Annotated in this window: 20 protein-coding genes; 8 read left to right on the top strand and 12 right to left on the bottom strand. The window is 47.3% G+C overall.

What is annotated here, in order from left to right; translation table 11 throughout:
- Window positions 1–126 precede the first annotated feature (126 nt).
- The 9 genes from GZ78_RS13005 to GZ78_RS12965 all read right to left on the bottom strand — a co-directional run bounded on the left by GZ78_RS13005 (window position 127) and on the right by GZ78_RS12965 (window position 14,076).
- The gene (locus tag GZ78_RS13005) at window positions 127–1,932 is read right to left on the bottom strand and encodes a hypothetical protein (RefSeq protein ID WP_034836821.1); all 1,806 of its coding nucleotides are present in this window, start codon (window positions 1,930–1,932) and stop codon (window positions 127–129) included.
- 370 nt (window positions 1,933–2,302) lie between these two features.
- Entirely contained in the window at window positions 2,303–6,481 is a 4,179-nt protein-coding gene (locus GZ78_RS13000; protein ID WP_034836819.1) for a coiled-coil domain-containing protein, read from the bottom strand.
- Window positions 6,482–7,358: 877 nt separating this feature from the next.
- Window positions 7,359–8,267: a 23S rRNA pseudouridine(2605) synthase RluB gene (gene rluB / locus GZ78_RS12995; RefSeq protein ID WP_034836818.1), complete on the bottom strand. Its 909-nt coding sequence runs from the start codon at window positions 8,265–8,267 to the stop codon at window positions 7,359–7,361.
- 367 nt (window positions 8,268–8,634) lie between these two features.
- Window positions 8,635–9,081 (bottom strand): nuclear transport factor 2 family protein, encoded by a 447-nt coding sequence (locus tag GZ78_RS12990; RefSeq protein WP_034836815.1) that lies wholly within the window; start codon window positions 9,079–9,081, stop codon window positions 8,635–8,637.
- Window positions 9,082–9,210: 129 nt separating this feature from the next.
- Window positions 9,211–10,065, bottom strand: coding sequence for an SMC-Scp complex subunit ScpB (gene scpB, locus GZ78_RS12985; protein ID WP_081869844.1), 855 nt, complete (start codon window positions 10,063–10,065; stop codon window positions 9,211–9,213).
- On the bottom strand, window positions 10,065–10,931 hold the full coding sequence (locus GZ78_RS12980) for a segregation and condensation protein A (protein ID WP_034836812.1): 867 nt from the start codon (window positions 10,929–10,931) through the stop codon (window positions 10,065–10,067). The genes scpB and GZ78_RS12980 overlap by 1 nt, the downstream gene beginning before the upstream one ends.
- Before the next feature lie 139 nt (window positions 10,932–11,070).
- The gene (locus GZ78_RS12975) at window positions 11,071–12,285 is read right to left on the bottom strand and encodes a tryptophan--tRNA ligase (protein ID WP_081869843.1); all 1,215 of its coding nucleotides are present in this window, start codon (window positions 12,283–12,285) and stop codon (window positions 11,071–11,073) included.
- A 180-nt stretch (window positions 12,286–12,465) separates the two neighbouring features.
- Window positions 12,466–13,089 (bottom strand): L-threonylcarbamoyladenylate synthase, encoded by a 624-nt coding sequence (locus GZ78_RS12970; protein WP_034838169.1) that lies wholly within the window; start codon window positions 13,087–13,089, stop codon window positions 12,466–12,468.
- Between the two features lie 213 nt (window positions 13,090–13,302).
- Window positions 13,303–14,076: a pseudouridine synthase gene (locus GZ78_RS12965; protein WP_152558708.1), complete on the bottom strand. Its 774-nt coding sequence runs from the start codon at window positions 14,074–14,076 to the stop codon at window positions 13,303–13,305.
- Between the two features lie 598 nt (window positions 14,077–14,674).
- Between GZ78_RS12965 and GZ78_RS12960 the strand changes: the two genes are divergently transcribed.
- The gene (locus tag GZ78_RS12960) at window positions 14,675–16,192 is read left to right on the top strand and encodes a hypothetical protein (RefSeq protein ID WP_152558707.1); all 1,518 of its coding nucleotides are present in this window, start codon (window positions 14,675–14,677) and stop codon (window positions 16,190–16,192) included.
- 276 nt (window positions 16,193–16,468) lie between these two features.
- Here GZ78_RS12960 and GZ78_RS12955 read toward each other — a convergent pair whose 3' ends face one another.
- Entirely contained in the window at window positions 16,469–17,356 is an 888-nt protein-coding gene (locus GZ78_RS12955) for a PHP domain-containing protein (protein ID WP_051786152.1), read from the bottom strand.
- 346 nt (window positions 17,357–17,702) lie between these two features.
- On the opposite strand from GZ78_RS12955, the gene ispZ reads away from it, so the two are divergent.
- From ispZ to GZ78_RS12940, 3 genes are all read left to right on the top strand, one after another.
- On the top strand, window positions 17,703–18,278 hold the full coding sequence (ispZ, locus tag GZ78_RS12950) for a septation protein IspZ (RefSeq protein WP_034836806.1): 576 nt from the start codon (window positions 17,703–17,705) through the stop codon (window positions 18,276–18,278).
- Window positions 18,279–18,578: a YciI family protein gene (locus GZ78_RS12945; protein WP_034836802.1), complete on the top strand. Its 300-nt coding sequence runs from the start codon at window positions 18,279–18,281 to the stop codon at window positions 18,576–18,578. It abuts the gene before it with no gap.
- Between the two features lie 103 nt (window positions 18,579–18,681).
- On the top strand, window positions 18,682–19,380 hold the full coding sequence (locus GZ78_RS12940; protein WP_152558706.1) for a TIGR04211 family SH3 domain-containing protein: 699 nt from the start codon (window positions 18,682–18,684) through the stop codon (window positions 19,378–19,380).
- 235 nt (window positions 19,381–19,615) lie between these two features.
- Here the strand turns inward: GZ78_RS12940 and GZ78_RS12935 are convergent, their stop codons facing one another.
- Both GZ78_RS12935 and GZ78_RS12930 read right to left on the bottom strand, forming a co-directional pair.
- Complete coding sequence (locus tag GZ78_RS12935) at window positions 19,616–21,706, bottom strand: coiled-coil domain-containing protein (RefSeq protein ID WP_152558705.1); 2,091 nt, start codon at window positions 21,704–21,706, stop codon at window positions 19,616–19,618.
- Window positions 21,707–21,837: 131 nt separating this feature from the next.
- Entirely contained in the window at window positions 21,838–22,119 is a 282-nt protein-coding gene (locus GZ78_RS12930) for a SelT/SelW/SelH family protein (RefSeq protein WP_034836794.1), read from the bottom strand.
- A 294-nt stretch (window positions 22,120–22,413) separates the two neighbouring features.
- On the opposite strand from GZ78_RS12930, the gene GZ78_RS12925 reads away from it, so the two are divergent.
- The 4 genes from GZ78_RS12925 (at window position 22,414) to GZ78_RS12910 (ending at window position 25,093) form a co-directional block, all read left to right on the top strand.
- Complete coding sequence (locus GZ78_RS12925; protein ID WP_034836790.1) at window positions 22,414–23,049, top strand: O-methyltransferase; 636 nt, start codon at window positions 22,414–22,416, stop codon at window positions 23,047–23,049.
- A gap of 220 nt (window positions 23,050–23,269) precedes the next feature.
- Window positions 23,270–23,908 carry a cupin domain-containing protein gene (locus GZ78_RS12920; RefSeq protein WP_034836787.1) on the top strand — a complete coding sequence of 213 codons (639 nt, stop codon included), beginning with the start codon at window positions 23,270–23,272 and terminating at the stop codon, window positions 23,906–23,908.
- Window positions 23,905–24,243: a DUF4286 family protein gene (locus tag GZ78_RS12915; protein ID WP_034836784.1), complete on the top strand. Its 339-nt coding sequence runs from the start codon at window positions 23,905–23,907 to the stop codon at window positions 24,241–24,243. Before GZ78_RS12920 ends, GZ78_RS12915 begins: the two co-directional genes overlap by 4 nt.
- A gap of 229 nt (window positions 24,244–24,472) precedes the next feature.
- Window positions 24,473–25,093, top strand: coding sequence for a phosphoadenosine phosphosulfate reductase domain-containing protein (locus GZ78_RS12910; protein WP_034836782.1), 621 nt, complete (start codon window positions 24,473–24,475; stop codon window positions 25,091–25,093).
- Window positions 25,094–25,301 lie beyond the last annotated feature (208 nt).

Raw genomic sequence — 25,301 nt, 5'->3', positions numbered from 1 at the left:
GTTCGGGCTGAGCCTGTCGAAGCCCAGAGCCACCACCCTTCGACAAGCTCAGGGTGAACGGAGTTCATGTTTTAATCGGGAAGTTATTTCAAGACAAATCCTTAAACATATTTTGACGTGGTGTTATCAGAGCTCATCGCGATTGAGATCTTCTGTTGTGCTCTGAGTGCTTTGATAATTACCTTGCCAGATCGGTACGATGGAAAAGTCATCGTAATAATTTTTTGTGGCGGTGCGGATGTCTGGCATAGGTATACGAAGCAGCAGTCGTGCTTGATCTTCCTTATAGCCGTCATCTGTCGATTCAAAAGAGCGCATAGAGGTATAGATTTCATACCCGGCCGGGTACTCGAAGAGTGAGCCATCGGGATATTGAAAGGGAGGGAGCGTTGTGCGACCTCTGGCTTTGCCTGCCTCAAAGTGAATGTTCCGACCCAGATAGTCCAGCCCCAGAAGGTCATTGCTGACATGTGGCTGGGCTTTACGACTGCCTTTTTCATAGCGAACCAGCCGCTCGTAGGGAATGCTGCCTGAGTAAAGATAAGCTGTTTTGCCATTTTTGAGAGCAGGTTTGGCATGTTCATGGGTGCCCGTACGATAATAGAAGGGCTCCGCAGGGTTGTGACTGAAGCTATGAATGCGGGTGACTGTTTCATTAGACGAGATATAGTCACTGCCACTGGCTGTGGGTGCATTGATGGTCAGGCAGTGACTGTGATGGGTTCTACAATCAATGCGATCCTCATTGTCATCCAGATGTTTTTCAAGGTCGTTCTGGTAGCTCAGTAGACTATTGGAGGTGGGCCCTCCGACATCGCCTTCTAATGATCTTTGACCAGAGAGAATCGCTCTCGGGAAAGTACCATGCCAATCTGCAATCCGGTTAAATATTTGTAAGTTAAAGTCGTACAGTATACAGAGTAGGTGATAGCAGTCGTCTTCCTTGGCTTGATCATATCTCACCGCCATGGTGTTAATGATATCCATTGCAGGATCCAGTGGGGAGATGGTTGCACTGTCTGAAAACAATCCGGTTTTTTCATCTAATGGCATTCTTAGAATAATGGCCGGCTTAACGGTGCCCCGAATGAATGGTGCAAATCGATCGTATTGAGTGAAAATCAGGTAAGGCTGTCTTTTGCTGTTGATGTGCACACTGAGTCCAGTCTGGCGATTGGTTTCATTGACCACTGGATCGAATCGTTTTTCTTTGTAGAGCGTCAGATCGAGCTCCCCTGTCTCGGGAACCTCCATACGCTTGCTGACTGCTTCAAAGGTATCCAGTTCTGCAGAACGCTGCTCCAGTGCACCTTTAAAGACCAGTTGCTTGCCGTTTTCGATTTGAACGGAGTAGGCCTTGTTAGCGCGTGCCATGTAGAGATTGTTCGGATACTGAACTGCCCAGGTCACAAAAGCAGGGCTTCTCTCCTGGAGGGCATCGGGGTCATGGGTGTTCAGGTCCAGGGTGTCCAGCACTTCCCCGTTTTCAATCAGGGCCAGAAGGTTGTTGTCACAATAAATCACATCTTTAGGTGCCCCTTTGTTTTCGGGGTGATTTACGGTAATGCCGTTACCAAACTGATCGTCGCTTTTGCCTCTGTGTTTGACCCAGTCCCAAGCGTTCCAAGCTCCCTGGTTGAGCATATGGCAGCCAGAGATATGTACCTGGTTTGAACTCCAGTAGTCTTTGAATTGGCTCTTCATAGGATCAAAAGGAGCAGGCTCAAACCTCTCTTTTTTCAGAGGTACACCTGTTTGAGCGGACAAGGCGGTTGTTTTTATATCAACATAACTGCCTGTCCAATGAGAGGGGGTAATGGAGTATGCCCTTAACTCATATCTGACCGGCATTTGATTTAAAGGCTCAGGTAGAGCGGCCAGCGAGAGGGAAGCAAACAGCGGCAGGAATGCTAGCCAGAATCTGGTAACCATATTGCGAGTCCCTATGGTGTCTTATTTATTGTGCTGAAGAGACATTTATAGTTCATATTTGAATTTTTGCTGCTTCTTGGTCTTTCCTCTTGGGCTATCTCTTTATCACACCTCTACACTCCAGAACTGGCGCGCCATACGGAAGACCTCAACGTAGCCCTATAATTTTGACCACCCTTCCCAAACGGCTAGGAGGCTGACCGAGAATAGCGTCCGAGCATAAAATTCAGTAGAACGAGTCAGCTTTTTCACTGAATTTGTGCGAATAGTTGACCTATTTAAGCAAATTCAGTGGAAAAGATGGCCGTTCTTTCTGGATTTTAGGCCGACCTGTCTATTCTCGGACAGCCTCCTGGTGTTTCCAACATGTTCAAACTAAGTGCTTGCTTCTTGTTTCCTGGCTACTATCAACTCGTCTTTTACGGGGACGGTTCTTAACCTGAGTTCTTAAAGGTAAGGGTGTGGATTCCTCCTCTGGTGTTACGACCACATTATTTGCACATTGAATTGCCGGTAGTGTTTCGCGCATCCTTTTAAGATCAGCCAGTTTCCAGTTTTTTGCAGATTCTCTAAAATATTCCAGTTTTTTCAAACTGGCAAGGGTAGACTCATTACCGCAAAAGTACAGTTTCAGAGTCAATAGCTGATTAACCAACGTTTTGAGTTTTTCATCGGTAGCATTCGGTTTTATTAGTGCCAGCATTCCAGATGTCTGGCGAAAAAACAGGTTCGGATCAAGGGATTCAAACCCGTAAAAATACACAAAGGACAGTAATAGGTGGGCAGCGGTTGCTGGTTTATCCGCTATGGTGGTTCCATAGATTGGAAAGAGCTTGGTATGCTTCTCAACTTTATCTCGCCTGTTTTTCAGGTCTATCTTTAAATTTCTGAAAGCATCAGTACTTTGACCATAAGATTCTATCAGTGTATTGAGGTGCCTCTTATAAGCAGTCAGATCTTTCCTTTGAGCAGAATCCCAGAAGTCATCAAATAATCGACGCTTACTGTGAGGGTTTGTACAGGGAAAATGTCCCTGAGCCTCTGCTATTACTTTTTTTATTGCTTCTTTGGTCCATTTACCCGTACTGGAAGTGATGCAACTTCTGAATTCCTTTCCATCCTGATCAATAACAGCCGCTGGTAATGGCAGTAGCTCTTTTACTTTATTTGAGTTCATCGAGCTGGCACGAACTTTGATTTTTTGTTCGGTTTCTTGATCAATTTCGATTGTCTTATCTGTAATTGGGTATAAATTCAGTGATTTTAAAATATATTCGCTAACCATTTCCCGATAAACCAGAGAAGAAGGCTTCAGAATGTTCATTGTTAATTTAAGGTTGCTTATAGTGTAATCGGCTTTTTTGAAATACCATGCCAAAAACAGGAAGTGTACAAATTTCCATTCTTTATCACAGTCGGGATGAAATACATCGTCACACTCAGGAGGGGAAATTCCATTGTTGTTATATAGCCTTGGCATCCCTCTCAGGCTTTTTTGATCCCAACCCTTGAGGTGCTGGCCGATGGCATAACAATAAGCCCAACAGTCTGGTTTGAGTATGTTGAAATCTTCGATTTCAAGAACTGGCTCATCACAAACACCCAAACGAAATAAAGCATAACGGGTTAGTGCAGGTGTCCAGGTGCTGACCTGCTTGAGTTCATGCCATTCAGGAACCGCTATTTGATGTTCATTCAGCTTCCGGGATATTTCTTCTGGACTCTTGAGCAATCCGGTACCTCTGGCACTATTGATGAATTGAGTCAGCTGCTCATCTTGCTCTGTTGGCTGGCCATACACCTCCTCAGGGCTAGAGTATTCGGCTCGATTCAACAGACAGGGTTTGACCGGCCAGCCGGGGTAATCATGACTGAGCAACTCTTCTCTGGCTGTTGCTGTGATTGTTGCTGTGATTGTTGCAGTGACTGGGGCATGCTGGCTCTGAGAAGCCCCTGACATTGGTTGCAAACTGGCTGATCTTGATGAAGGTGAAGTTAAAACGGCTCTCCTGCGCGCTGGCAGTTCATCATCGAAAAAAGAATCGTCTTCTGAGTCAGATAGATTCTCTATTCCCGGCTCAAAATCCGGATCATCGCTATTCGGGAACAGCGATGGGGCAAATAGGGGTTGCCTGCCATGCACAGCGACCGGGTTGTTTCCTGAATCGACTAGGAACTCTGCTGGATCGTTCAGTTCTCCCCCCGTAGAGTCATAATGATCACCTTCCTCAAGCGACCTCCCTGCAAAAGGATTCGGGGACTTTGGCTGTTGAATGTCAGTGACCAAAGTCGGCAACTCAGGGTGAGAATGACAAAATTCGACCATCATAACGGCAAAAGACTCCAGAGTATCGACAGAGTCATCTTCCATTTCATCAATATCGGTACCCCCCTGCTGGTGGCACAATGCTGACTTCATACGAACCATCATGGTTTTTAAGCGATGAGAAATCATTCTCTCTGTTTCAAGTTCTTCGTTGAGCAGGGTCTGATGGTTTCTGGATATCTCCAGTTGTGAGTTAAATATTACTTCTGCATCACATTTTTCCTGCCTGGTGGTGATCAGTGCATCTGATTTTTCGGCCAGTTTTTGTTGGTAAGTTATCAATTGAGTGTGCTGAAGCTCCATATCTTCTTGTGCTTTTAGAAGATCGGTTTTCAATCTCTTATTGGTTTCATTAAGTTCTTTTTTTTCTTCCAGAGCCAGATGTAGATCTGCTGATTCGCTCTCAAGTTTTTCCATGGATAACTTTATTACTTCGATTTCACGGTCTTTATCTTGAATAAGTCTGGCTTTAGCGTCTATATCCTCTCTTAAGATAAGCTCAGAATCCATAATTTTCTGTAAGTGCTCTGCTTCTTTATCTAAGGTCTTCTTAAGATCAGTATCGAGTTTTTCTATAATCGCATCTTTTTCCTTCAGACCCGTTTTAACACTTTCAAGATCAGTTTTCAGAGAAGCTATTATTTGGTTTGATTGCTGAATCTCTTTATTTTTTTTCGACCCCTCTTTTTTTAGTTCTGTTAAATGGCTTTCATTCTTTGTCAGGGAGTCAGTTGCTTCAATGATCATTTGGGACTGGACATCGTTCTGACTGGTTAATTTAACTATATATTCCTGGCGTTTATCCGCTAGTATCACTTGTTCATTAAGTTGTGATTCCAGTTGTTTTTGCTTATCTTCCCATTGAGCTTTTTCTGCGATCAATGCATTTAGCGAACCTTCATCATCTGTATGCTGGGTCTGAAAAAAATCAAGAAAAATATCACTTGTTTCTTTATGTTCTATCAGAGCTTCTTCAGCCTCTTTCAGGCTGTTCGTCAGTGTTGATATTTTATGTGTTTGTTCATTAATTAACTCCAGTTGATGGGTCAACACTGATGTGGCTGATTTAATAGTATCAGTCACCTGCTGTATCTGACTTTCTTTTTTGACCAGAAGGGTCTTAGTCCTATCAAATTCCTCAGTCAATAATTCTAACTGTTCTTTGTGTTCCTCTTTCAATATATCGAGGCTTCGCTGTAGTTCTTCCCTGCTTTCTTTTTCGCGAGTCAGGGCAGCTATATGATCAGAGGTATCAGTCATTGTTACGAGCTTTACTTTCAATCTATCCAGCTCTTTCTGCAATCCAATTGCTTCTCGGTTTCGTTCATCCAGCCTAAAGCTAATGTCCGACAATTTTTCAATGTTTTCTTCAGCCTGTTTTTTGTACTTCAAGGCGTTTCTAATGAGTCTCCCCAACGTTGAAATTTTGGGTGCTGTTTTGGAGTGGCCGCCGGATTCCTGACGGAGATTTTCTGCCAGTTTCTTTATCAGGCTTGCCTGGTCGTTCTTTTCAAGATCCGTTTTGAGTTTCAGTTCTCTCAACTCTTTTTGACAAGCTTCCAGTGTTCTTTCTCTGTCTTTGAAAGCTTTGGTGACATCATCAAGACTGCTTTCTGATATCGTGAGCTGCTCCTTCAATGATGCCAGGGACGTCTTCCTGACTTTCAGTCGTTCTTTATAGCTGGCTATCTTTTGTTCGTAGGCTCTCAGGGGTGAAGCAGCAAGAGGGAGAGTTGCCGCTCTTTCACTGGTCGATAATTCTTCAACCCGATGCCGCAGTTTGTTCCTTTCTTTTCTTACTCTTCGAAGATCTTTAGTATTGCTGCTTTCTTCCTGCTGTAAATCAGTGAGTGTTTGGGAAATATGCTGTAACTGCTCCATCAGCTTTTCTGCATGATCAGGGGCTGAATCTTCAGTCTGAGTACTTATTGTATTAAGTCGTGCTTCCGGAAAAGTACCTGATGAAGCTGAAGGCGTAAATGGTTGGAGCTCAGGATATAACTCACCGGTAAACAATTCTTCTGGTTCGTACAGACCAATTTGGCGGCCTGACAAGCTGACATTTGAAAGATGTCTGAAATCTTCGGGACTCGACAAATAATTATTAACTTGTGCTAGAGATGAGAAATGAGTAACAGACTCACTTTCATCAGCTGAGAAAGTGGCTGTTTTGTCTGGTTCAGAGCTGTAATCCGAGAATTCCTTTGATCCTGTAGCATCCATGACACATTAGCCCCCATTTAAAGTAATATAAGAGGCTCCAGGTTTGTAAAAGTTCTGGTTATTGCTAACAGAAGAGTTAGGAGGGCTTACCTGTTATGACTCTGGTTAGCCTTTTGTCAGCCGGTAGGTAAGAGTGCGATCCTGAATTTTTGTCCAACTTTCCCATAAAACTTTCCAGCCTGGTATTCCTGTCCGCTTGGAGTTGCTTCAACCGCTGAGCTTGGCATCGTCTGGAACAACCACGTTAGCGTAGGTGTTGTTTTCGGCAAAGGCTTATTCCCATATGTAATCCAGAGGACTTTCCACTCTTCATTGCTCACAATCTTGTGAGCCGGAGTCCGCTCATTCCATGTTTTGTCATCTATGCGCTAGCGTAGCTCGTAAAATCTGAGCACTGCCCGACAGTTCTCAAATGTTTCAATAGGCTCTGTTGTCAACAAAATCCAGGACGCCTTCACAGGAAGCAGTCAGAGACGAACCAGTGTGCGTGGATAAATCAGCAGCTTGAACCAGTCTTTTGATACGACGTTTATCCCCCCAAGTTTGCACACCCGAAAGTGAGTTCAGCCCATCGTTTAGGAGGAAATTAAATCATGACTTTGACTTACTGCTGTTAAGGATAAGTCTGGATTAGGATTTGTGATTAAGAGATAGCTCTTGGAGGGCAGCAAAGCGCAGCAGTCTCTGATCACATCAGACTGTTTAAGGGAGTAAATGTTCAGTGCATGCTCTGTAAAACGGCGAAGTCGAACAAGGTGGCGTCGTAATTGTGGAGGCTGAATAGGTGTGCGGCTCAGGTCACTGTTCTCAGAGTCCGGCTTTTCTGTGGGGCGTAAGATGAGAACTCCGACGTGAAGTCGGAGTTCTATAGACAGGATTAATGTCGGTTCTTTTTGAAAGCGCCAGGCTTTTTGTGAGGAGAAGGGCGCTTTTTGTTGATGGCTGGCTTGCCTCGGGTCCCTTTGATTTTCAAACCCGTTTTGGTGTGTCGAGGGCTTGCTTTACGAGAGGGAGCATTGGCTGCAGGCGTCAGTTTAACAGCGGCGGCCAGTTCGTCTATTTCAGACTTGTCGACCTCTTCCCATTGACCCATACGCAGATGGTCCGGAATGATGACATTGGCAAAACGGACACGCTTCAGTCGGCTTACTGTTAACTCTTGGGATTCCCAGAGTCGGCGCACTTCACGATTGCGACCTTCTAGCAGGCAGACATGGAACCAGCGGTTGATGCCTGCACCCCCTGAGTCAACAATATCGGTAAAGCGGGCAGGGCCGTCTTCCAGCTCAACACCCTCAAACAGATTCTTCACTTTCTGTTCTGTTACATTACCCATGATACGCACAGCGTATTCACGCTCAACCTGGTAAGAGGGATGCATCAGTCGGCTGGCCAGTTCACCATCGGTGGTGAAAAGCATCAGTCCAGATGTGTTGATATCAAGGCGGCCGATGGCGATCCAGCGTTCACCCTGAAGTTTCGGCAAACGATCAAAAACCGTTGGGCGACCTTCTGGATCATGGCGGCTACAGATTTCACCTTCGGGCTTGTTGTAGGCGATAACGCGGCGAATTCTGGAAGCATAGGTTTCCAGTTTGACAGGGCGTCCGTCTACAGCAATTTTGTCTTCGGCAGTAGCACGATCACCGAGGCCGGCTTTTTCGCCGTTGACGGTGATACGACCTTCGCTGATCCAGCGTTCCATCTCACGGCGCGAGCCCAGGCCAGCACCCGCCAGGATTTTTTGCAGCTTCTCACCCTGGGGAGGAGTGGTTTCAGTTGTCATGGTATTTACGGCAATGCCGCTCTGTTACTCAATCAAAGGGGCCAGAGTATAACGACTTAAGATAGCTTAAGACAGCGTGGATTACCCTATGAGTCTGTTAAGGGGGTTGAAGTTCCGTCCCTCATACAGATGTCGTAGCTAGGAGGCTGACCGAGAATAGACAGCCCGGCCTGAAATCCAGAAAGAACGGCCATCTTTTCCGTTGAATTTGCTTAAATAGGTCAACTATTTGCACAAATCCAACGAAAAAGCTGACTCGCTCTACTGAATTTCATGCTCGAAAGCTTAAATCCGACAGGCTCCCAGAGTGACATGAACTGTGTGAGGAGGAGAGTAGGCTTTTGCTGGGTTCTGACTGTTGAAATGATTATTTTTCATCAATAGGGAATGAGCGCCCCTCAGGGTGGTAGACATTGGGATCAGACCAGTGTGCATGGCGGATTTTCCACTTTCCGTCCCGTTTTTCTGCATACAGTGTGCTTCTGACCAGAGGGATCTTTTTCCACTCACTGCTGCCTTTGTGCTGATAGTCTACGACCCATTCAGACACGATAACGCCGGCTTCACCTCGGTTGAAGGTTCGAACATTTTCTGTGGTGATGCGGGTTTTGGCTTCCTTGAAGTCGCGCATCAGGCCCTCTTTGACCTCATTCAAATGGGTTGCATGCTCGTCTCTGGCGGTGCCCCAGATGTCAATGCCGTCGTTCTGGACATAGAATTCGGACACAGCTTTTACATCGCCCTGCTCGTAGGCTTTTATATAGCCTGTCATCATGGCTTCCAGATCTTTGCTGTCATCTGCCAGAGCAGTCATAGAGCCCAGGGGCAATAACAACAGGGAAAACAGGAGTGGTAGTGTATTTAGCTTTATGTCGGTGGCTCCGAAAATCAGTCAATCGGGATGTAATCTAAAGTAGACTCAATTGACTGATTAGGCACGGATTCAGAGATCGTTTTCGTCGGATATTTCCCGGGGCGGCAGACGTTCAGAGGTTTCGTCGAACGCTTCAGTACCTGAGGGTTCTGTCAGTAGGTCGGAGGCCTCGGATTCCTGTTCAGGTAACGGCAGTTCTTCAACTTTCTTCTTACGGATCAGATCATCAAAGTTGTCAGGCAGATCAGACTCCAGTTGATCCAGCTCGGCAAAGAGTTCTTCTGCGGATTGTTCTTCCACTTCAATGACTTCTTGAATTTCAGCATCTTCCGCTGGCAATTCACTTTGCTCGCTGGCTTCTGTCAGTTCCCGGGCAGCTTCTTCCAGATTGCGAATTTCTGAAAGAGCAGGCAGTTCATTGAGGTTTTCCAGATTAAAATAATCCAGAAACTGGCGGGTCGTGGCAAACATGGCTGGACGACCCGGTACATCCCGGTGCCCGACCACCCGGACCCATTCCCGATCCTGAAGGGTTCGTATAATGTTACTGCTTACGGCAACACCCCGGACGTCTTCAATTTCCCCACGGGTAATGGGTTGTCGGTAGGCAATCAGTGCCAGTGTTTCCAGCAGTGCCCGGGTATAACGCTGGGGTTTTTCTTCCCAGAGCCTTCCCACCCAGGGTGCTAATTCCTGTCTGACCTGAAAGCGATAGCCAGAAGCTACTTTCTTGAGTTCAAAGCCCCGGTCTTCACAGGCTTCAGTGATGGCCACCAGCGCTTCACGAATCTGGTTACCATCCGGGCGCTCTTCCTCGGAATAGAGGTCTTCCGGAAACAGGGCGGCCATTTTTTCTACAGTCAGGGGTTTCTGACTGGCCAGCAGGGCTCCTTCCAGGATTTTTTGCAGCTGTTCTGCTTCCATTAGTCAATCCGGGCCTTAACGTGAATGGGTCCAAACGGTTCGTTCTGTATGAGTTCGATCAGGGATTCTTTAATCAGTTCCATGACGGCCATAAAGGTGACCACAACCCCTAGTTTGCCTTCTTCCAGCCTGAATAGGGCTACGAAGGGTGTGAAACGTTCAGAGGTCAGCATTGAGAGCACTTCACTCATTCGTTCACGGGTAGACAGTGCTTCCTGTTCAACCTGATGGTTTACATACATTTCTGAGCGACGCAGTATCTCTCCCATCGCCAGCATAATCTCTTGTAGGTCTACTTCCGGGTGTGGGCGCTCTTGTTCCATGTCGGGAGGAGAGGCGCTGGCTTCGTGGAGGTCACGAGTCATTCTGGGCAGCTGATCAATATCTTCAGCGGCTTTTTTAAAACGTTCATATTCCTGAAGACGACGAATCAGCTCGGCACGGGGATCTTCTTCCTCGTCTTCATCTTCTGAAACTCTGGGCAGTAGCATGCGAGATTTGATTTCGGCCAGCGTGGCGGCCATAACCAGGTATTCTGCTGCCAGCTCGAATTGTCCGGAATCCATCAGGTCTACGTACTTCATATATTGTTCAGTGATCACTGCAACCTGGATATTGAGAATGTCCATGTTGTTGCGTTTGATCAGATAAAGCAGAAGGTCCAGGGGGCCTTCGAAGGCTTCCAGAAATACCTGCAGGGCATCCGGTGGTATATATAAGTCGTCAGGCAGCTTGGCCATGGGCTGACCCATGACCAGTATCTGGTGTTCAATGATATCAGGTTCAGTGCCTGATTGAGTTTCCGGTACCTGCTCTTCGGGGAGCTTCTCTGCTCCGGACTCAGCCACGATTTCCGTGGAGGTCATTGATGCTTCACCCTTTATAGATCCTTTGACTAAAAAAGCAGTTTGACCGGTTAACGGTGAAACTGCTTTTTATGGCGTTCAGGCTGGTTTGACCTGATCTGATTTTTTATGAGCTGATTACTTCACTGAAACACAGTGTTCAACGATAGTCCAGCCCTATGGCTTCACGGACTTTCCTGAGGGTGTCCTGGGCTTCATCCCGGGCCTTTTCAGTCCCTTCAGAAATGATGCTTTTTACGACATCAGGATTGTTCTCGAGTTCCCGGGCTTCGATTCGGATCGGCTCCAGTTCCGCCTGAACAGCTTCGATCAATGGCTTCTTGCAATCCAGGCAGCCAATGCCTGCAGAGCGGCAACCAGTCTGAACCCAGTCCTTGCGTTGCTCATCCGAGTAAACCTGATGCAACTGCCAGACCGGACATTTCTCCGGTTCGCCCGGGTCATTCCTGCGAATTCGGGCCGGGTCTGTAGGCATCTTTTTCAGTTTAGAAGCGACACTGTCGCGGTCTTCCCTGAGACTGATGGTATTACCGTAGGACTTGGACATTTTCTGGCCGTCGAGTCCCGGCATACGGGATTGTTCAGTCAGCAATGCCTGAGGTTCCGGAAGAATAACCTTGCCGGTACCTTCCAGGTAGCCAAACAGTCGTTCCTGGTCTCCAAGGGTAATATTACTTTGCTCTTTCAGCAGAGCCTTGGCTGTAGCCAGAGCTTCGTCATCTCCCTGTTCGAGATAGGAGCGGCGGAGCTTTCGATAGAGGTTGGCTGTTTTACGACCCATTTTGCCGATGGCGGCTTCAGCGTTTTCTTCAAAACCAGGCTCGCGGCCGTAGAGGTGGTTGAAACGCCTGGCTATTTCACGAGTGATTTCTACGTGGGCTTCCTGGTCTGCTCCAATGGGCACCTGACCCGCACGATAAGCAAGAATATCGGCACTTTGCAGTAGTGGGTAGCCGAGAAATCCGAAAGTAGAGAGGTCCCTTTCTTTCAGTTTTTCCTGCTGATCCTTATAACTGGGAACTCTTTCCAGCCAGGAGAGCGGTGTGATCATGGAGAGCAGCAGATTCAGTTCTGCATGTTCCGGTATTCTGGACTGAATGAACAGGGTGGCAGAACCAGGGTTGATACCGGTAGCCAGCCAGTCAATGACCATGTCCCAGACAGAGTCTTCCAGTTTTTCCGGTTCTTCATAGTGAGTAGTCAGTGCATGCCAGTCAGCTACGAAGAAAAAACATTCATACTCATGTTGCAGCCGAAGCCAGTTTTTTAAAACCCCATGATAGTGGCCAAGATGTAATCGGCCAGTGGGTCGCATGCCAGACAGAACACGCGACTGCGAGTCTACAGCGCTCAAGAGGCTCTCCCGTTAGAATCCAGAGTGGACAGGTTACGACAGTTTGGACGTAGGTAAAAGAATGTTTTTATCTGCCGGGAGTAAAAACACCTTTTTGTCCCGGAATCTGTTTTTACCCGCTCAGGTTTATACCGTTTTAATAAAACTCAGGATAAATTTTCCTGACTTGTTGGTAGGGTTTTAGCTGAGAAAAGGCGCCGTATTGCCTTTTCCTTCCCGCAATACTTCAGGAGCTTCTTCCAGTAAGCTGATGACGGTTGTAGGCTCCATGCCGCGATAGCCACCATCAATGACCAGATCCAGCTGACTTTCCAGTGTCAGTCTGATGTCGTATGGATCAAGCATGGGTTCATGATCACCAGGTAACTGGAGAGTACTGCTCATCAATGGCGCATCCAGCTCATTGAGCAGAGCACTGACAATGTTGCACTCTGGTACTCGCAGGCCGATGGTCTTACGCTTGGGGTGCATCAGGCGCCTGGGGACTTCCCGGGTTCCTTTCAGAATAAAGGTGTAAGGGCCTGGTGTATGGTTTTTCAGCAAACGGTATTGAACGTTATCGACCTGGGCATAGGTAGCCAGCTCGGAGAGGTCTCTGCATACGAGAGTAAAGTTGTGTTTATCATCCAGTCGACGAATCTGACGAATACGTTCAACGGCTTTTTTATCGCCAATCAGGCAGCCCAGAGCATAGGCTGAGTCAGTCGGGTAAGCGATTACCCCCCCGGACCTCAGGATTTCTGCGGCCTGGCGAACCAGTCGGAGCTGCGGCGTCTCAGGGTGAATCTGAAAAAACTGACTCATGGCTGTTATGTACATGGTACCTGCACCTTATGAACAGTCATTAAGACTCTCTGTTCACAGGGATGTCGGCAGGTTGCCATTCTCTTGCAGTAATAATAGAGCGCGCATCATACCACCGAAGGCAGGCAGTGCAACGATTCGGTTAACCTATACTCGTCGCCTTTCAACATGCCAGGTTGATGTTGGCATTTTCTCTTTCATATCACCTGCTCTTTACAGGCCTGAGGAGCTTTGTTTGCTGATGGCCTCAGCCGTCTCTTGAAGTTCATCAGGTCGATTGGGGCGGAGGGTGTTTTTTAGAGTTTTGACTTCTTCAGATGTCAGATCTCGAAATGTACCAGAGCTAAGGCCGTCAAGCTGAAGGTTAACCAGACGGGTGCGTTGCAGGTGGGTCACTGTGTAGCCCAGACTGCGACACATTTTTCGAATCTGCCGGTTCATGCCTTGTGTCAGGGTAATCAGGAAGGTATGTGTATCAGTCTGAATGATTTTGCACGGGCGAGTCCGGGTACCATTGTATTCAACACCTTGTGCCATCTGCAGACAGAAAAGGGGAGTGATCGCCTTGTCCACGACGACGCAATACTCTTTTTCATGGAAAAAGTCCGGGTGCAGGATTTTCTGACAGAGGGCTCCGTCATTGGTAAGCAGTAATAAACCATGGGAGTCTTTATCAAGCCTGCCAGCGGGGAAGACTCTCTGCTTACCTTTCAGCTGGTGGATGATGCTGTCCGGGTCCTCTTCAGAGCAGACACAATCAATTCCCACCGGTTTGTTATAAATCTGGTATTCAAGCTCTGGAAAAGGTTGGATCAGGTGCTGCTCTACATGAATGACGTCGTTAGCTGAAACACGATCAGTGTGTTTTCCGGGTAAGCCATTGACGTTGACATGGCCCGCTTCAATCAGTCGACAGGCTGCTCTTCGAGAGCAGTAACCAGAATCAGCGATCCATTTTGACAGGCGGGTCAGAGTTTCAGAAGGCACGGTACTTGAGTTTTGAAGTGATAGAACGGGTGGATTCTAACCTGCATTATTTTTCCTTTAAAGTCGCATATTCATTCAATGATGCGAATTAGCAGTTATCAAGAAGTGAAAATTGCGCCTACATTGAAAAGCTTCTGGTCTAAAGTGGGCACGATTAATGAAGCGGTCAAGCTGGTTCTGGATTACCTTTTGTTTACTCTCGACAGTCTTTTCGATCCATGCTCTGGGTTCAGGTCTATGGCTCCTTTTTGAGCGCTATACCGGCGTTGCCCCTTCGAGCTATCAAAGTGTTGGGTATCAGGCTGTTCATTTTGAGACTGTCCCAGGGGCTGGAGCTACACCCTTTCGAACCTTGATGAGAGGAAACAGTTATTTTATTCCTCAGCAAACCCCTCAGCCGATTCAAGCCCGTGATCAAATTCTTGGTGATAATCCTTCTTCAGAGCCCGTAAAGCACAGCCGACCTGGTTCAAGTGCCACAGGGTCCGGAGTTTCACAACGATCAACTAATACGGGTTCTCCTGATTCTAAGCAGCAGAGTCCAGTTGAGGTAAATGTTGGCTCGCCTGAAAGCTGGCTTCAGAGGCAGAATCAGGCTGTGTTTAGTAATCGGAACAGTGATTCAGAGGGAGCGGTCAGGAGAAGAGGGCGCGGCAGAACCTATCAATGTCGGGCGTTAGACAGTGCCTCGCCATCCTCCGATGCTCCCCAACAAATGCACTTCGATGTCACCGTGATGCCAGGAGAAAAAGAGGGTACAACCGTTACCCGAACCCAGTATACAAGGATACATCCTGTGCCAGACCATAAGACTTACGATAACCTTGGCTTTTCCAGCATGGAGCTGCTTCAGGTGCTTTATGTCGAGGATGCCAAAGAAAGTAACGACGCCGATGAAATGCTTCAGTCCCTGATCGAAGGTGATGAAAATGAGCCTGTAACTGATATAGAACAATATTCTGAAGAACAGGTCAGGGCACTGGAAGAGTTTCGTCGCAGGGCAAGAAGGGCACTGGTACAACATCATGGCGAATACATAGATGGACTCTGGGGCATCAGCTGTGGCTGGGCCATGGACGCCCTTTATGACATTGCGACTGGCACCATGTCCATGGAAATGACGCATTCGGATCATAACCCCATACTGCTGGTCCCAATACTGCTGAATCAGGTGCCTGAAGTTCTGGTGGCAGGTCTGCAAAATTTGCAGGTACCGGTCGAACTTCTGGCAGGTCTGAATGTGGTTGCTCCAGTGGTTCCACCTGCTCAGATACCTCTGGCACCCGCACCGGCTCTCCAACCCGTTCACGATTATGAAAATGTGCCGCTGGAAGCTAATGTTGGCACTGGTTCGGAAAGTAATCCGACAGTGTCTTCTAACGAAGCTGGCCAAACGCCGACTGATGGAACGGGTGTAAATCCTGTTGCCCAGTACGATCAGGTGGCACTTGATACCACCGATGAAGGGCAGACGATTGTCGGCCCCTGGGATCTCCTGACCGGGAATGATCCGATGACTTCGGTGAGAAGAAGGGGTTATGAATTGATGCAGATGGCACTCAGAAATGATGATGCCACTCAGGATAGAGACTACCAGCTGAGCAGGGTTCGGCTTGAAATCCGCAATAATAGCCGGATGATTCCCGACAGAGCGCAGAGGCTGGCTCTTCTGGAAAGGTTTGAGAAAGCATTGAATGGAGAAATTTTCGAATTCAGGCTCTGGGGTATTAATGTGGTGCCCAAGACCTGTAAAGAGGGAGCAGGTGAAAATAATTTCAAAAGAGATGATGAAGATCCGGATAGCAGTGGAGCTGGTGGGACAGGGCGAAGAACAGCTCCGGAAAAGAGTCGGAATAGAGAACGAAACGGTGGCTATTTTGTCTGGCAACCATCCGGGCAACCATCCGGGCAATCGAATACCACGGAGCACAGAAGCAGTACTCAGGGTGTGTTATCTCTTGTTGCTCCTTCTATGCCAAAGATCAATGGTTCTGGGGACATGAGAATTTATTTTTTAAATAAGACAGCTGAGGGCCTGATGACAGGGAAAAATGATCTGTTTGGAGGCATTGAAAAGAAGATTGGGGTCTATTGGCTGAATAACCTATCTCAATAATCGCAGAGCACGCATGGGGTTTGTTCACACCTTCCTTAGGGCAAAACATCATCAGGAAAAGTGCGAGTCACTCCTGAATTTACTCTTTGGTTTTTTCGCACTATTCCTGAGAGTGTTTACTGGATAGATGTCCCGGTAGTGTCTGCTGTGAGCATAAGGGGTGAGTGCTAGGAGGCTGACCGAGAATAGCGTCCGAGCATAAAATTCAGTGGAAAAGATGGCCGTTCTTTCTGGATTTTAGGCCGGGCTGTCTATTCTCGGTCAGCCTCCTGGGGTTTACCAGCTGTCCCAGACAGGTATAGCTCCCTTGGGTAGTTCTGGTGCTCTGCCCATTTCTACCCATGGGTTGGCAGGGGTGTGGAAGTCGCTGGCCCTTGAGGCTTTGAGCTCAAAATCTTCACAAAGGCTGGCCAGTTCTTCTCGTTGTCCGAGGGGTTGCTGGCAGCCACTGACTTCCAGAGCGTGGCCACCTGCCAGTTTAAAATCGTTGGTCAGAGCCCTGAGTTTGGTTCGGGTCATTTTATACTTTCCGGGGTGAGCAAGAACGGCTGTACCGTCCAGTGCCCTGATCCAGGCTACGGCCTGACTCATGGGAGGCCAGAATGCTTTAAGGTTGCCAATTTTCTGATGTGACAGGTGTTTGTCAAACGCTGCCTGCATTTCGTTGACATAACCTTTTTCTATTAGCCAGTAAGCGAAGTGAGGACGGCCTGTTTGAATGTCTTCCCGGGACAAAAGAAAATCATCTGCGGACTGTTTTTGACGATTTAGAGCCAGATCAATGACTTCGTCCATCAGGGCATCGGCACTGATGTTTACTTTTAATTGCTTGGCCAAACGGGTAGCAATCAACAGTGACCGTTGTTTTCTGGCCGCACACTGATGGCTGACGATTCGTTCAAGGTCTGGATGGGTCAGAGAAAAGTTGAGACCTACGATATGGATTTCCATTGCAGACCAGGTCGTCGACAGTTCAATTCCAGTGACCAGTTCAGGGCCTTCAAGTTTTTTGTCCTTGAGAAAGTGGTGAGCGGCCACCGAATCATGATCAGTAATAGCCAGTATATCGACGCCTTTATCACGCGCTCGTTCGTAGACTTCCAGTGGTCCCATGGAACCATCAGAGGCGGTTGTGTGACAATGGAGGTCAACATTCAGGGTCATTGCGATACAAATAAGTAGTAACTGTCAGTACACTTTATCACTAAACGGCCCTGAGCAGAGGAGAGAACTGTAAAGGCTTTTAAAAAGTTGGCAGGTTGGAGCCAGCAAAGCATGGAAATGATTCGGTTCCATAGTAAACTGCATGTTAATTTAATGGGCTTGATACATTTTCAATGCTGTATTTGTCTGGATCTCAGGTTTGAGTAAGAACCAGACCGATCACCATTGACGATGTGAGGTGACTGACTGCTCGCATCTCCAATGGTAACCGGTATATACAGGGTGACAGTGAGTCGCCATCAATGAAAAATTGCAGTAAATCGTAAGGTAACCCAACTGGTTTAATATGAAGCAACTGATTGACTTTATTCCACTGATTGTCTTTTTTACGGTCTACAAGATGGACCCCCGAATGGTGGATGTGGCCGGTAATTCCATGGAAGTGGGTGGCCCATTCAGTGCCACCCTGTTTTTGATTGTCGCTTCTGTCATTGTTTACGGTGGCAGCTTCATCAAAAATAAAACGCTGGAAAAAAGTCAGGCTATCACTCTGGGGGCTGTTGTTTTATTTGGGGGGATGACCCTGGCATTTCAGGATGAGAACTTCCTGAAATGGAAAGCACCCATTGTTAACTGGATCTTTGCTGCCGCTTTCCTGGGTAGCCAGTTTATTGGCCAGAAAACTCTGGTTCAAAGAATGATGGAGCATGCTATCACCCTGCCAGGAGAAATCTGGATTCGTATGAATCTCAGCTGGGTCGTATTCTTTACCCTGCTGGGTGCTGCTAACCTTTTTGTCGCCTTTACCTTCCATGAGTTCTGGGTAGATTTTAAGGTTTTTGGTAGCCTGATTCTCACTTTTGTCTTTGTCGTCTTGCAGTTCCTGGTTATTTCCAGGCATATACAGGCTGAGGAAAAATAAATGCTGTATGCAGTCATCAGTGAAGATGTTGAAAACAGTCTGTCTTTGCGCAAAACTGCCAGGCCGGCTCATCTGGAAAGGCTTGAGCAATTAAAAGCTCAGGGACGTCTGGTTCTGGCAGGTCCATGTCCTGCTATCGACAGTAATGACCCGGGTGAGGCTGGGTTCAGCGGCAGTATTGTTATTGCGGAATTTGGCAGCCTTGAAGCAGCTCAGGTATGGGCTGATGCAGACCCGTATGTGGCAGCAGGCGTTTATCAGTCCGTTAGTGTGAAGCCTTTCAAGAAAGTACTCCCCTGATTTTCCTTCCGGAAGCCTGTCAAGCTTATACTGAAGTCCTGACAGGTTTCCCGCCCTGGTTGAGGAATCGTAATTGCAGGGCAGCTTGGTTAAGAGAGAAAACGTGAAATTACCCTTACGCAAACTGTTTTTATCCCTCAGTGGTATTGTACTGCTGGGTTCAATGGTTCAGGCAGAACCGGTTCAGGCAGAAACCCGTTATGTGACGGATGTTGTTTATGTGCCGCTGCGGGCAGGTCCGGGGAATCAGTACCGGATTTTGCATCGTGGACTGAAAACCGGTTTGAGAATGACTGTTCTGGAAGCTGATGCCGGAGAAGGCTTTAGCAAAATCAAAACCGCAGATGGCCTGGAGGGTTTTATCCCCAGTCAATATCTGGTGGCCGAGCAGCCAGCCAGGGAGCGGTTGCCAATAGAGCTGAAAAGAGTGACACAGCTGACCAGTGAGAATACTGCTCTTAAAGTTGAACTGTCATCGACTGAGGGAGAGCTCAACAGCGTCAAAGGTTCTCTTGAAGAAGCCACAGGATTGCTGGATGAGAAGACCTCTGAATTTATTTCCCTGCGAGAAGCCACAGCCGATCCCCAGGCTCTGGATCGTCGCAACAAACAACTGATGGAAGAAAATCTTCAGTTGAAAAGCCGCATTGAAGTAGTAGAAGCAGAGAATAACCAGTTAGTTCGAAGTGCCAGTATGCGCTGGTACCTCTACGGAGGAGGAACCATTATTATTGGTATTCTGCTTGGGTTGTTCCTACCTATGGTTCGTTTCCGCAAGAAACCATCGTCGGATTGGATCTAGGAGGCTGACCGAGAATAGACAGCCCGGCCTAAAATCCAGAAAGAACGGCCATCTTTTCCACTGAATTTGCTTAAATAGGTCAACTATTCGCACAAATTCAGTGAAAAAGCTGACTCGTTCTACTGAATTTTATGCTCGGACGCTATTCTCGGTCAGTCTCCTAGGAGGCTGTTGGACCCAAGGCAAGAAGTTCTGGTAATGATCCCAGGACTTCTTGCCATTTATCAGAACGGACTTAAGAGTGTACTGCTGTCAGCTGTTCCTTGATGTAGCGTCCAGGTTCACTGAAATAGTCCAGCATGGCCTGTTTGCTGGCAAACTTGCTGCGGGTGCACTGAGAGTCGTTTATTCTATCCACTTCTCCATGCTCATTCACGATCAGAAAAGTCCAGTGATCGTGCCCTCCCCATTTATAGAGTCCGCATTCATTCTCGTTAAATGTTCGTCTGGATTGTTCGTTTCTAGGATCAAGCAGGGTTTCATTTAAGCTGTATTCCATGGGGACAATCCCACCATAGTGGTTATCGATACCTTCAATTTGTTGATGAGTATCATAGGCCGGTGCCAGTGAAGTTGCGTCGTGTCTACGGGTGTCTCGAAGTTGCTCCAATATTTGAAGCCAGCTTGTTTGCAGAGACAGCTTGCGAAGGTAATCCTGGTACTGGTTATTGGCTCTGTCCCAGGTGCTCTGTCGTTCCCTGCGATCAGTGTCGAACTGTCGTCGGGCTGTTCTTTGTTCATTGGCCAGAGAGCGACTTTCCTCATGAATTCTTATTTCTTCAGCTTCCAGTGATTTTTTTTCAAGAAGTAGCTGGCCCCGCTTTTCAGTGGGTTCTTGTTTTTGATTGGCAAGAGCAAAACGCTCATTCATGGATTTTTGTCGTTCAGTTTGAGAGTGATCTCTTAATTCCGCCGGTTTCGGTAAAGCTCTCATTTTGACATTGATGGTTTCTATCTGTTCATCGTAGGACTTAATTGCGGTGTTAATGGAAGTCAGTCGTTCTGATAGCTCTGCTTTTTGTTGGCTGTTCTTGGTAATAGCGGCTTCCATATTTTCAAGTTGTGATTGATCGACGACAGGTTTGGGTCCGGGTAAAGGTACCGATGGTAAAAAACGGTGGAGGAAATAGTCACTCCATCCTGAATGGGCTAATGCCTGAGCATGAGAATTAAATGGGCAGTCCCTATAGCGGTTGTAGAGGCCTCGTCTTGCTGGATAAGAGGCTGGTGGTCTGTCAGGAGAACGAACAGCAAGATACATAGTGTCCTGCATTTTGAGCAGTCTTTGCCTGCTGGCGGTATACCAGCTTTGCAATGCTGCAGGTGACATCTCTTGAGAGTGGAGCTCTTCCTTTAGAGCTTCTTTTGCTATTTCCAGGTCATCCAGCAACATTTGCCGGCCATTCGGGTACTTTTCCGGGATGTTCATTCGTTGAATCATCCCTTCTGAAGATCGCATAACGGCTTGCAGTTCCTGAAAAAACGACTCCTTGCTGGCGGGCTGAGTTGACGTTTCAGATATCTGTGTACTTTGAACGATTCTGGTTTCAGGGGCGACAGCCTCTGAAGCTACAAATAAGTGGTTGCTGACAGAGTTTGCAACAAGGCTCTCATGCACATCTAAAGCCTTGCCATAACTTTCAAACAATGACTGAACTTCTTTATTGATCTGATCCAGGGCTCTTCGTGCTGAATCTGAGTTGACCTGATTAGATTGTTCATCGATCCAGTTATAGAGCAGAGTCTGCATTTTAGTGAGACTGTCTGCGGTGTCTTCATTCTGTCGACGTGAGGCAGACAGATATCGAGTCAGGCAGTGCTGAAGTTCATCGGCAACATGGGCAACGCCTTCGGGTTCTGACAGTGTCTGCAAAAGGCCTTCCAGTGTGGATTCCATGAGCAGCATTTGACCCGCCTGAGAGCCCATAAGGTCCTGCAAAACATGCAGATATTGTTTGCCAGTGGTGATGGATTGGTTTTGAGGTTCAGAACCCTCTTCAGTATTGAGAAGGTACATGTCATTTAATTGTGAGGCTCTTCGTTGCATCAGTTGAATATCCGAGAGCATGCTATTGCTGGCCCCGTTGTCTTGGGTTCTGCGACTATTCCACGGATTGAAAGGAATGTATGACAACCAGCCTCTGTTCTCGGATTCTTTCAGTACTAAAACTTCTCTGCCGCCAGGGGTGACGCCTACGTTTTCCTTTAAATCAGTCACATCCAGTTTGATCAGCTGGTCACGCCAGTTTCTGGCCCTGTCATAAACATGTGTTGAGCCAGCAGACTCCATGCCCATGCCCATTCCCATTCCCATTCCTATTGCCATAAAGAGAGCTCTTCATTTGTCATCCGATAGTGCTTGTATCTGCCAGCATCAGAGCATCTAAAGATGGGAGTGATACTTGAGCCCATTTGTTAAGGGCTCTTATTCATAGGGCTTTAGAAGTATCAAGGGTCTCAGGGGCGGTCGTTGTGTCCGAGATCTCGTTCAGGATCAATCAGGTCACGAACTTTCTGCTTGATCTGTTTGGGTTGAGGGAAGCCGCCGTTCTGCTTTCTTTCCCAGATCTGTTTGCCATTCAGGGTGATGATAAAGATACCGCCGGTTCCTGGTTTCAGTCTGACTTCTCCAAGGTCTGTGTTAAAGGTACTGAGCAGCTCCTGAGCCAGCCAGGCAGAACGCAACAACCATTGGCACTGGCTGCAATACTCTATTTCTACAATGGGTTTGTCTAACATGGTTTACTGCCTTGTGAGTTGAATTTGTTACTCCAAAACTTCGTCGTATTGATCATGATCAGTCTCCCCGAATACCAATAGAGTCTGGTGTCTATTCTGCCAGGAGTGAAAAACTTCTGCTTCCAGCTTTAGTTCTATTTGCAGTATCGTTCGTTCGGAAGAGCTCTCAAGTAAACGGAGTTCGAGAAATCCTACCATGAGTCCCAGAGAGGAGGATGATTAAAATGCAGTAGGCATTTTTTGCTCAGCTGGCTCTTGGTAGAATTGAGTGATTCATGCAGTTAAGGAAAGGCCATGACGGTCATTGTTAATCCCGATATTGAACAATATTGCCACGATATTACTGGTGGTGAGTCCCCACTTTTGAGAGAGCTGACGCAGGCTACAGAAGACCGGACTCGCTATCCGGGGAATATGTCCGGGCGTATGGTGGGTCAAACCCTGAAAATGCTGGTGGCCCTGAGCAGCAGTAAGAGAGTGTTGGAAATTGGCATGTTTACGGGCTATGCAGCCTTGTCTATGGCTGAAGCTTTGCCTGATGATGGCGAAATTTTTTGTTGTGAAACGAATCCAAGAGCCATTGCCATTGCCGAAGAGTTTTTTGATCGGTCGTCCCATGCTCATAAATTGAAAGTGCTTTTCGGAAAGGCTCTTGAAACTATTCCCACTATCGAGGGAGAGCTGGACTTTGTTTTTATTGATGCTGACAAGAAAAAGTATTTTGAATATCTGGAACTGATTCTTCCCATGTTGAAGAAAGGGGGGGTGATTGTTGTTGATGATGCTCTCTGGAAAGGAGGGGTTCTGGACCCACAAGATGAGCGGGATGAGGTGATCGCTGAACTCAACCACTATCTTTCTTCAAGGACTGACCTGGATAATATTCTGTTACCGGTGCGTCATGGTTTACATGTAGTACGAAAGTTATAGATGAAGATGATTTAACGTAGTGTTTCGCTCAATAAAGTACATTCATTCTGGCCTGTCAGTCAGTTCAATGCTTTCAGGTGAGTAATATTTTTTTGGAATTTGGTTAAAACCGAAAGATTGGTCTTTACTTGATCAGCAGTGATCGCTGAAGCCGCTGTGGTGTTGCACATTTTACCCAAAAGTAAGTGCACCATAGCCAAGAGATAGTATGGATTCCTGGATGATCAATCTAACGCGCAATATCTGGCCATTTCGTCTGACCCAGAGGGATGCTTTCTCCCAGTGTACGGAGGATGTTCTTTCTGAAATTGCCGAAAAGGCTGGCAGTCTAAAAAAGCCCGATGCCATTGAGGAGGAATCGTACCTGCTCTGGGTGATGGGGCGATTAATGATGTTGGATAAGGTGGCAATACCCGATCCAGCGCTTTTTCAGGTTCACCCTCAAGGGGAGGGAGTCCGGGTTTGCCGGAAGCGAGCAGGTTCGGTTGAGTTCTGTTTTCTGATGTTTGAGCCCGATGGCTACATTCCCTACCATGACCACAGTGATTGCAATGGCGTTATGAGAGTGCTTGGGGGAGAGGTGACTACACGTAACTACGACTTGCTGGAGCAGACTCTTGAAGGGATGGTGTTGCAGCCTTCTGCTCAGGCGTGGATGACAGAAGGCCGTATGGCCAGTTTGTCCCGACATCGAGATAATGTTCATCAGGTGACTGCGGGTCCAGAGGGCGCTGTGGTACTCGATGTGTTTACCCTTTTTAGTCATGATGCCGGCTGCCGGTATATGAAAGTGACGGCTTCAGAGCAGTGGTCGGGTTTGGCACAGGGACAACTCATAAATGGGGAAGGTGGCGCTTGATCATTTATGAAGTGAATTGTCTGGTTGAGGCTTCAATCGAAAGGCCTTTTCTTACCTGGCTAAAAGAGCATGCTACTCAGATAGTAACCCTGGAAGGTTTTGAAAAAGCCTCTATCTCGTTGATAAAGCTGGATGACCGGCTGGACGAGCACTCAGAGCGCACAGGCTTTTCTGTAACCTACCGGTTGGAAAATCAAGCAGCTTTGGATAACTATCTTAAAGAGTATGCTCCCACTCTCAGAGAAGATGGCCTGAAGCGCTTTGGCACCCAGATGACGATCTATCGTCGGGTTCTGGGGGGCGCCTTGTTTGAAGTCAGGCGTTCGACTCAGTGAACTACTGATGTGTCTGCGGTTCTGACTTGTTTGTATCCATCTGACTTTCAAAGGATAGGTGATCTTCTGCCTTCGAGTGTTGGGGCATTAGTCCAACAAACTATTTCCAAAGAAAGATATGTTCTAGGTACTCCATTGCTTCGAGGGAGCTTCTTCACCTATAGTTCGGCGTAAACCATGACACAAATGCCTGCTTTGGGTTAAAGAATAAATGTTTCGGGGGACGTCAATGGATCTGGGGAGTATTAACCGGGAGCTCGCAGAGCTCTCTCCGCAAGAGATTATCCGCTGGGCTTTGCAAAAAGCTGAGAAGCCGGTGGTCACCACCAACTTTGGACCTCATGAAGCTGCTATTTTGCATATGGCCACTCAGATTCAACCGGATTTGCCCGTAGTCTGGATTGATTCTGGGTATGGTACCCAAGCGACTTATCGTTTTGCCCGAGATCTGATTCAAAAGCTTGAACTCAATATTCAGGTTTATCACCCGGAGTACAGCCGCGCCTATCGTGATGCCATTATGGGGGGCGTTCCTGAAGTGGATACGCCTGAGCATGATGAATTTACCCGGCAGGTAAAGCTGGAGCCTTTCGGTAGAGCCATGCAAACCTTTTCGCCAGATTACTGGTTAACAGCTATCCGTAAGGATCAAACCGCTTTCCGACAGGGTCTTGAAGTGGTGAGTGAGACGAAAGATGGCTATTACCGTGTTGCCCCTCTGCTGAACTGGACAGAGCTGGACATTGAAGAGTACCTGGTGATGAATGATCTTCCTATTGAGGAAGATTATTACGATCCGACTAAAGTCATTGGTAATCGGGAGTGTGGGTTACACACTTCGGTGTCCTGATCTATTAGATAGAAAACATTTAAGAGCAGGCTATCAAGTTAAAACTTGGTAGCCTCCTAGCCCGGAAATTTCATAAAGTGTTGAGCTTCTCGCTCTGCTATTTTTTTGGCTGACACATTTTCTCGTCATATTCATGCTTATTGCATGGATCTGACGAGAAAATGCTGTCACGGCGGAGAAAGAGCTAGCGAGAAGCCGACGAGCGATG

The organism is Endozoicomonas numazuensis (assembly GCF_000722635.1).
Classification (GTDB): domain Bacteria; phylum Pseudomonadota; class Gammaproteobacteria; order Pseudomonadales; family Endozoicomonadaceae; genus Endozoicomonas_A; species Endozoicomonas_A numazuensis.
This window is presented reverse-complemented; position numbering and strand designations above follow the sequence as displayed.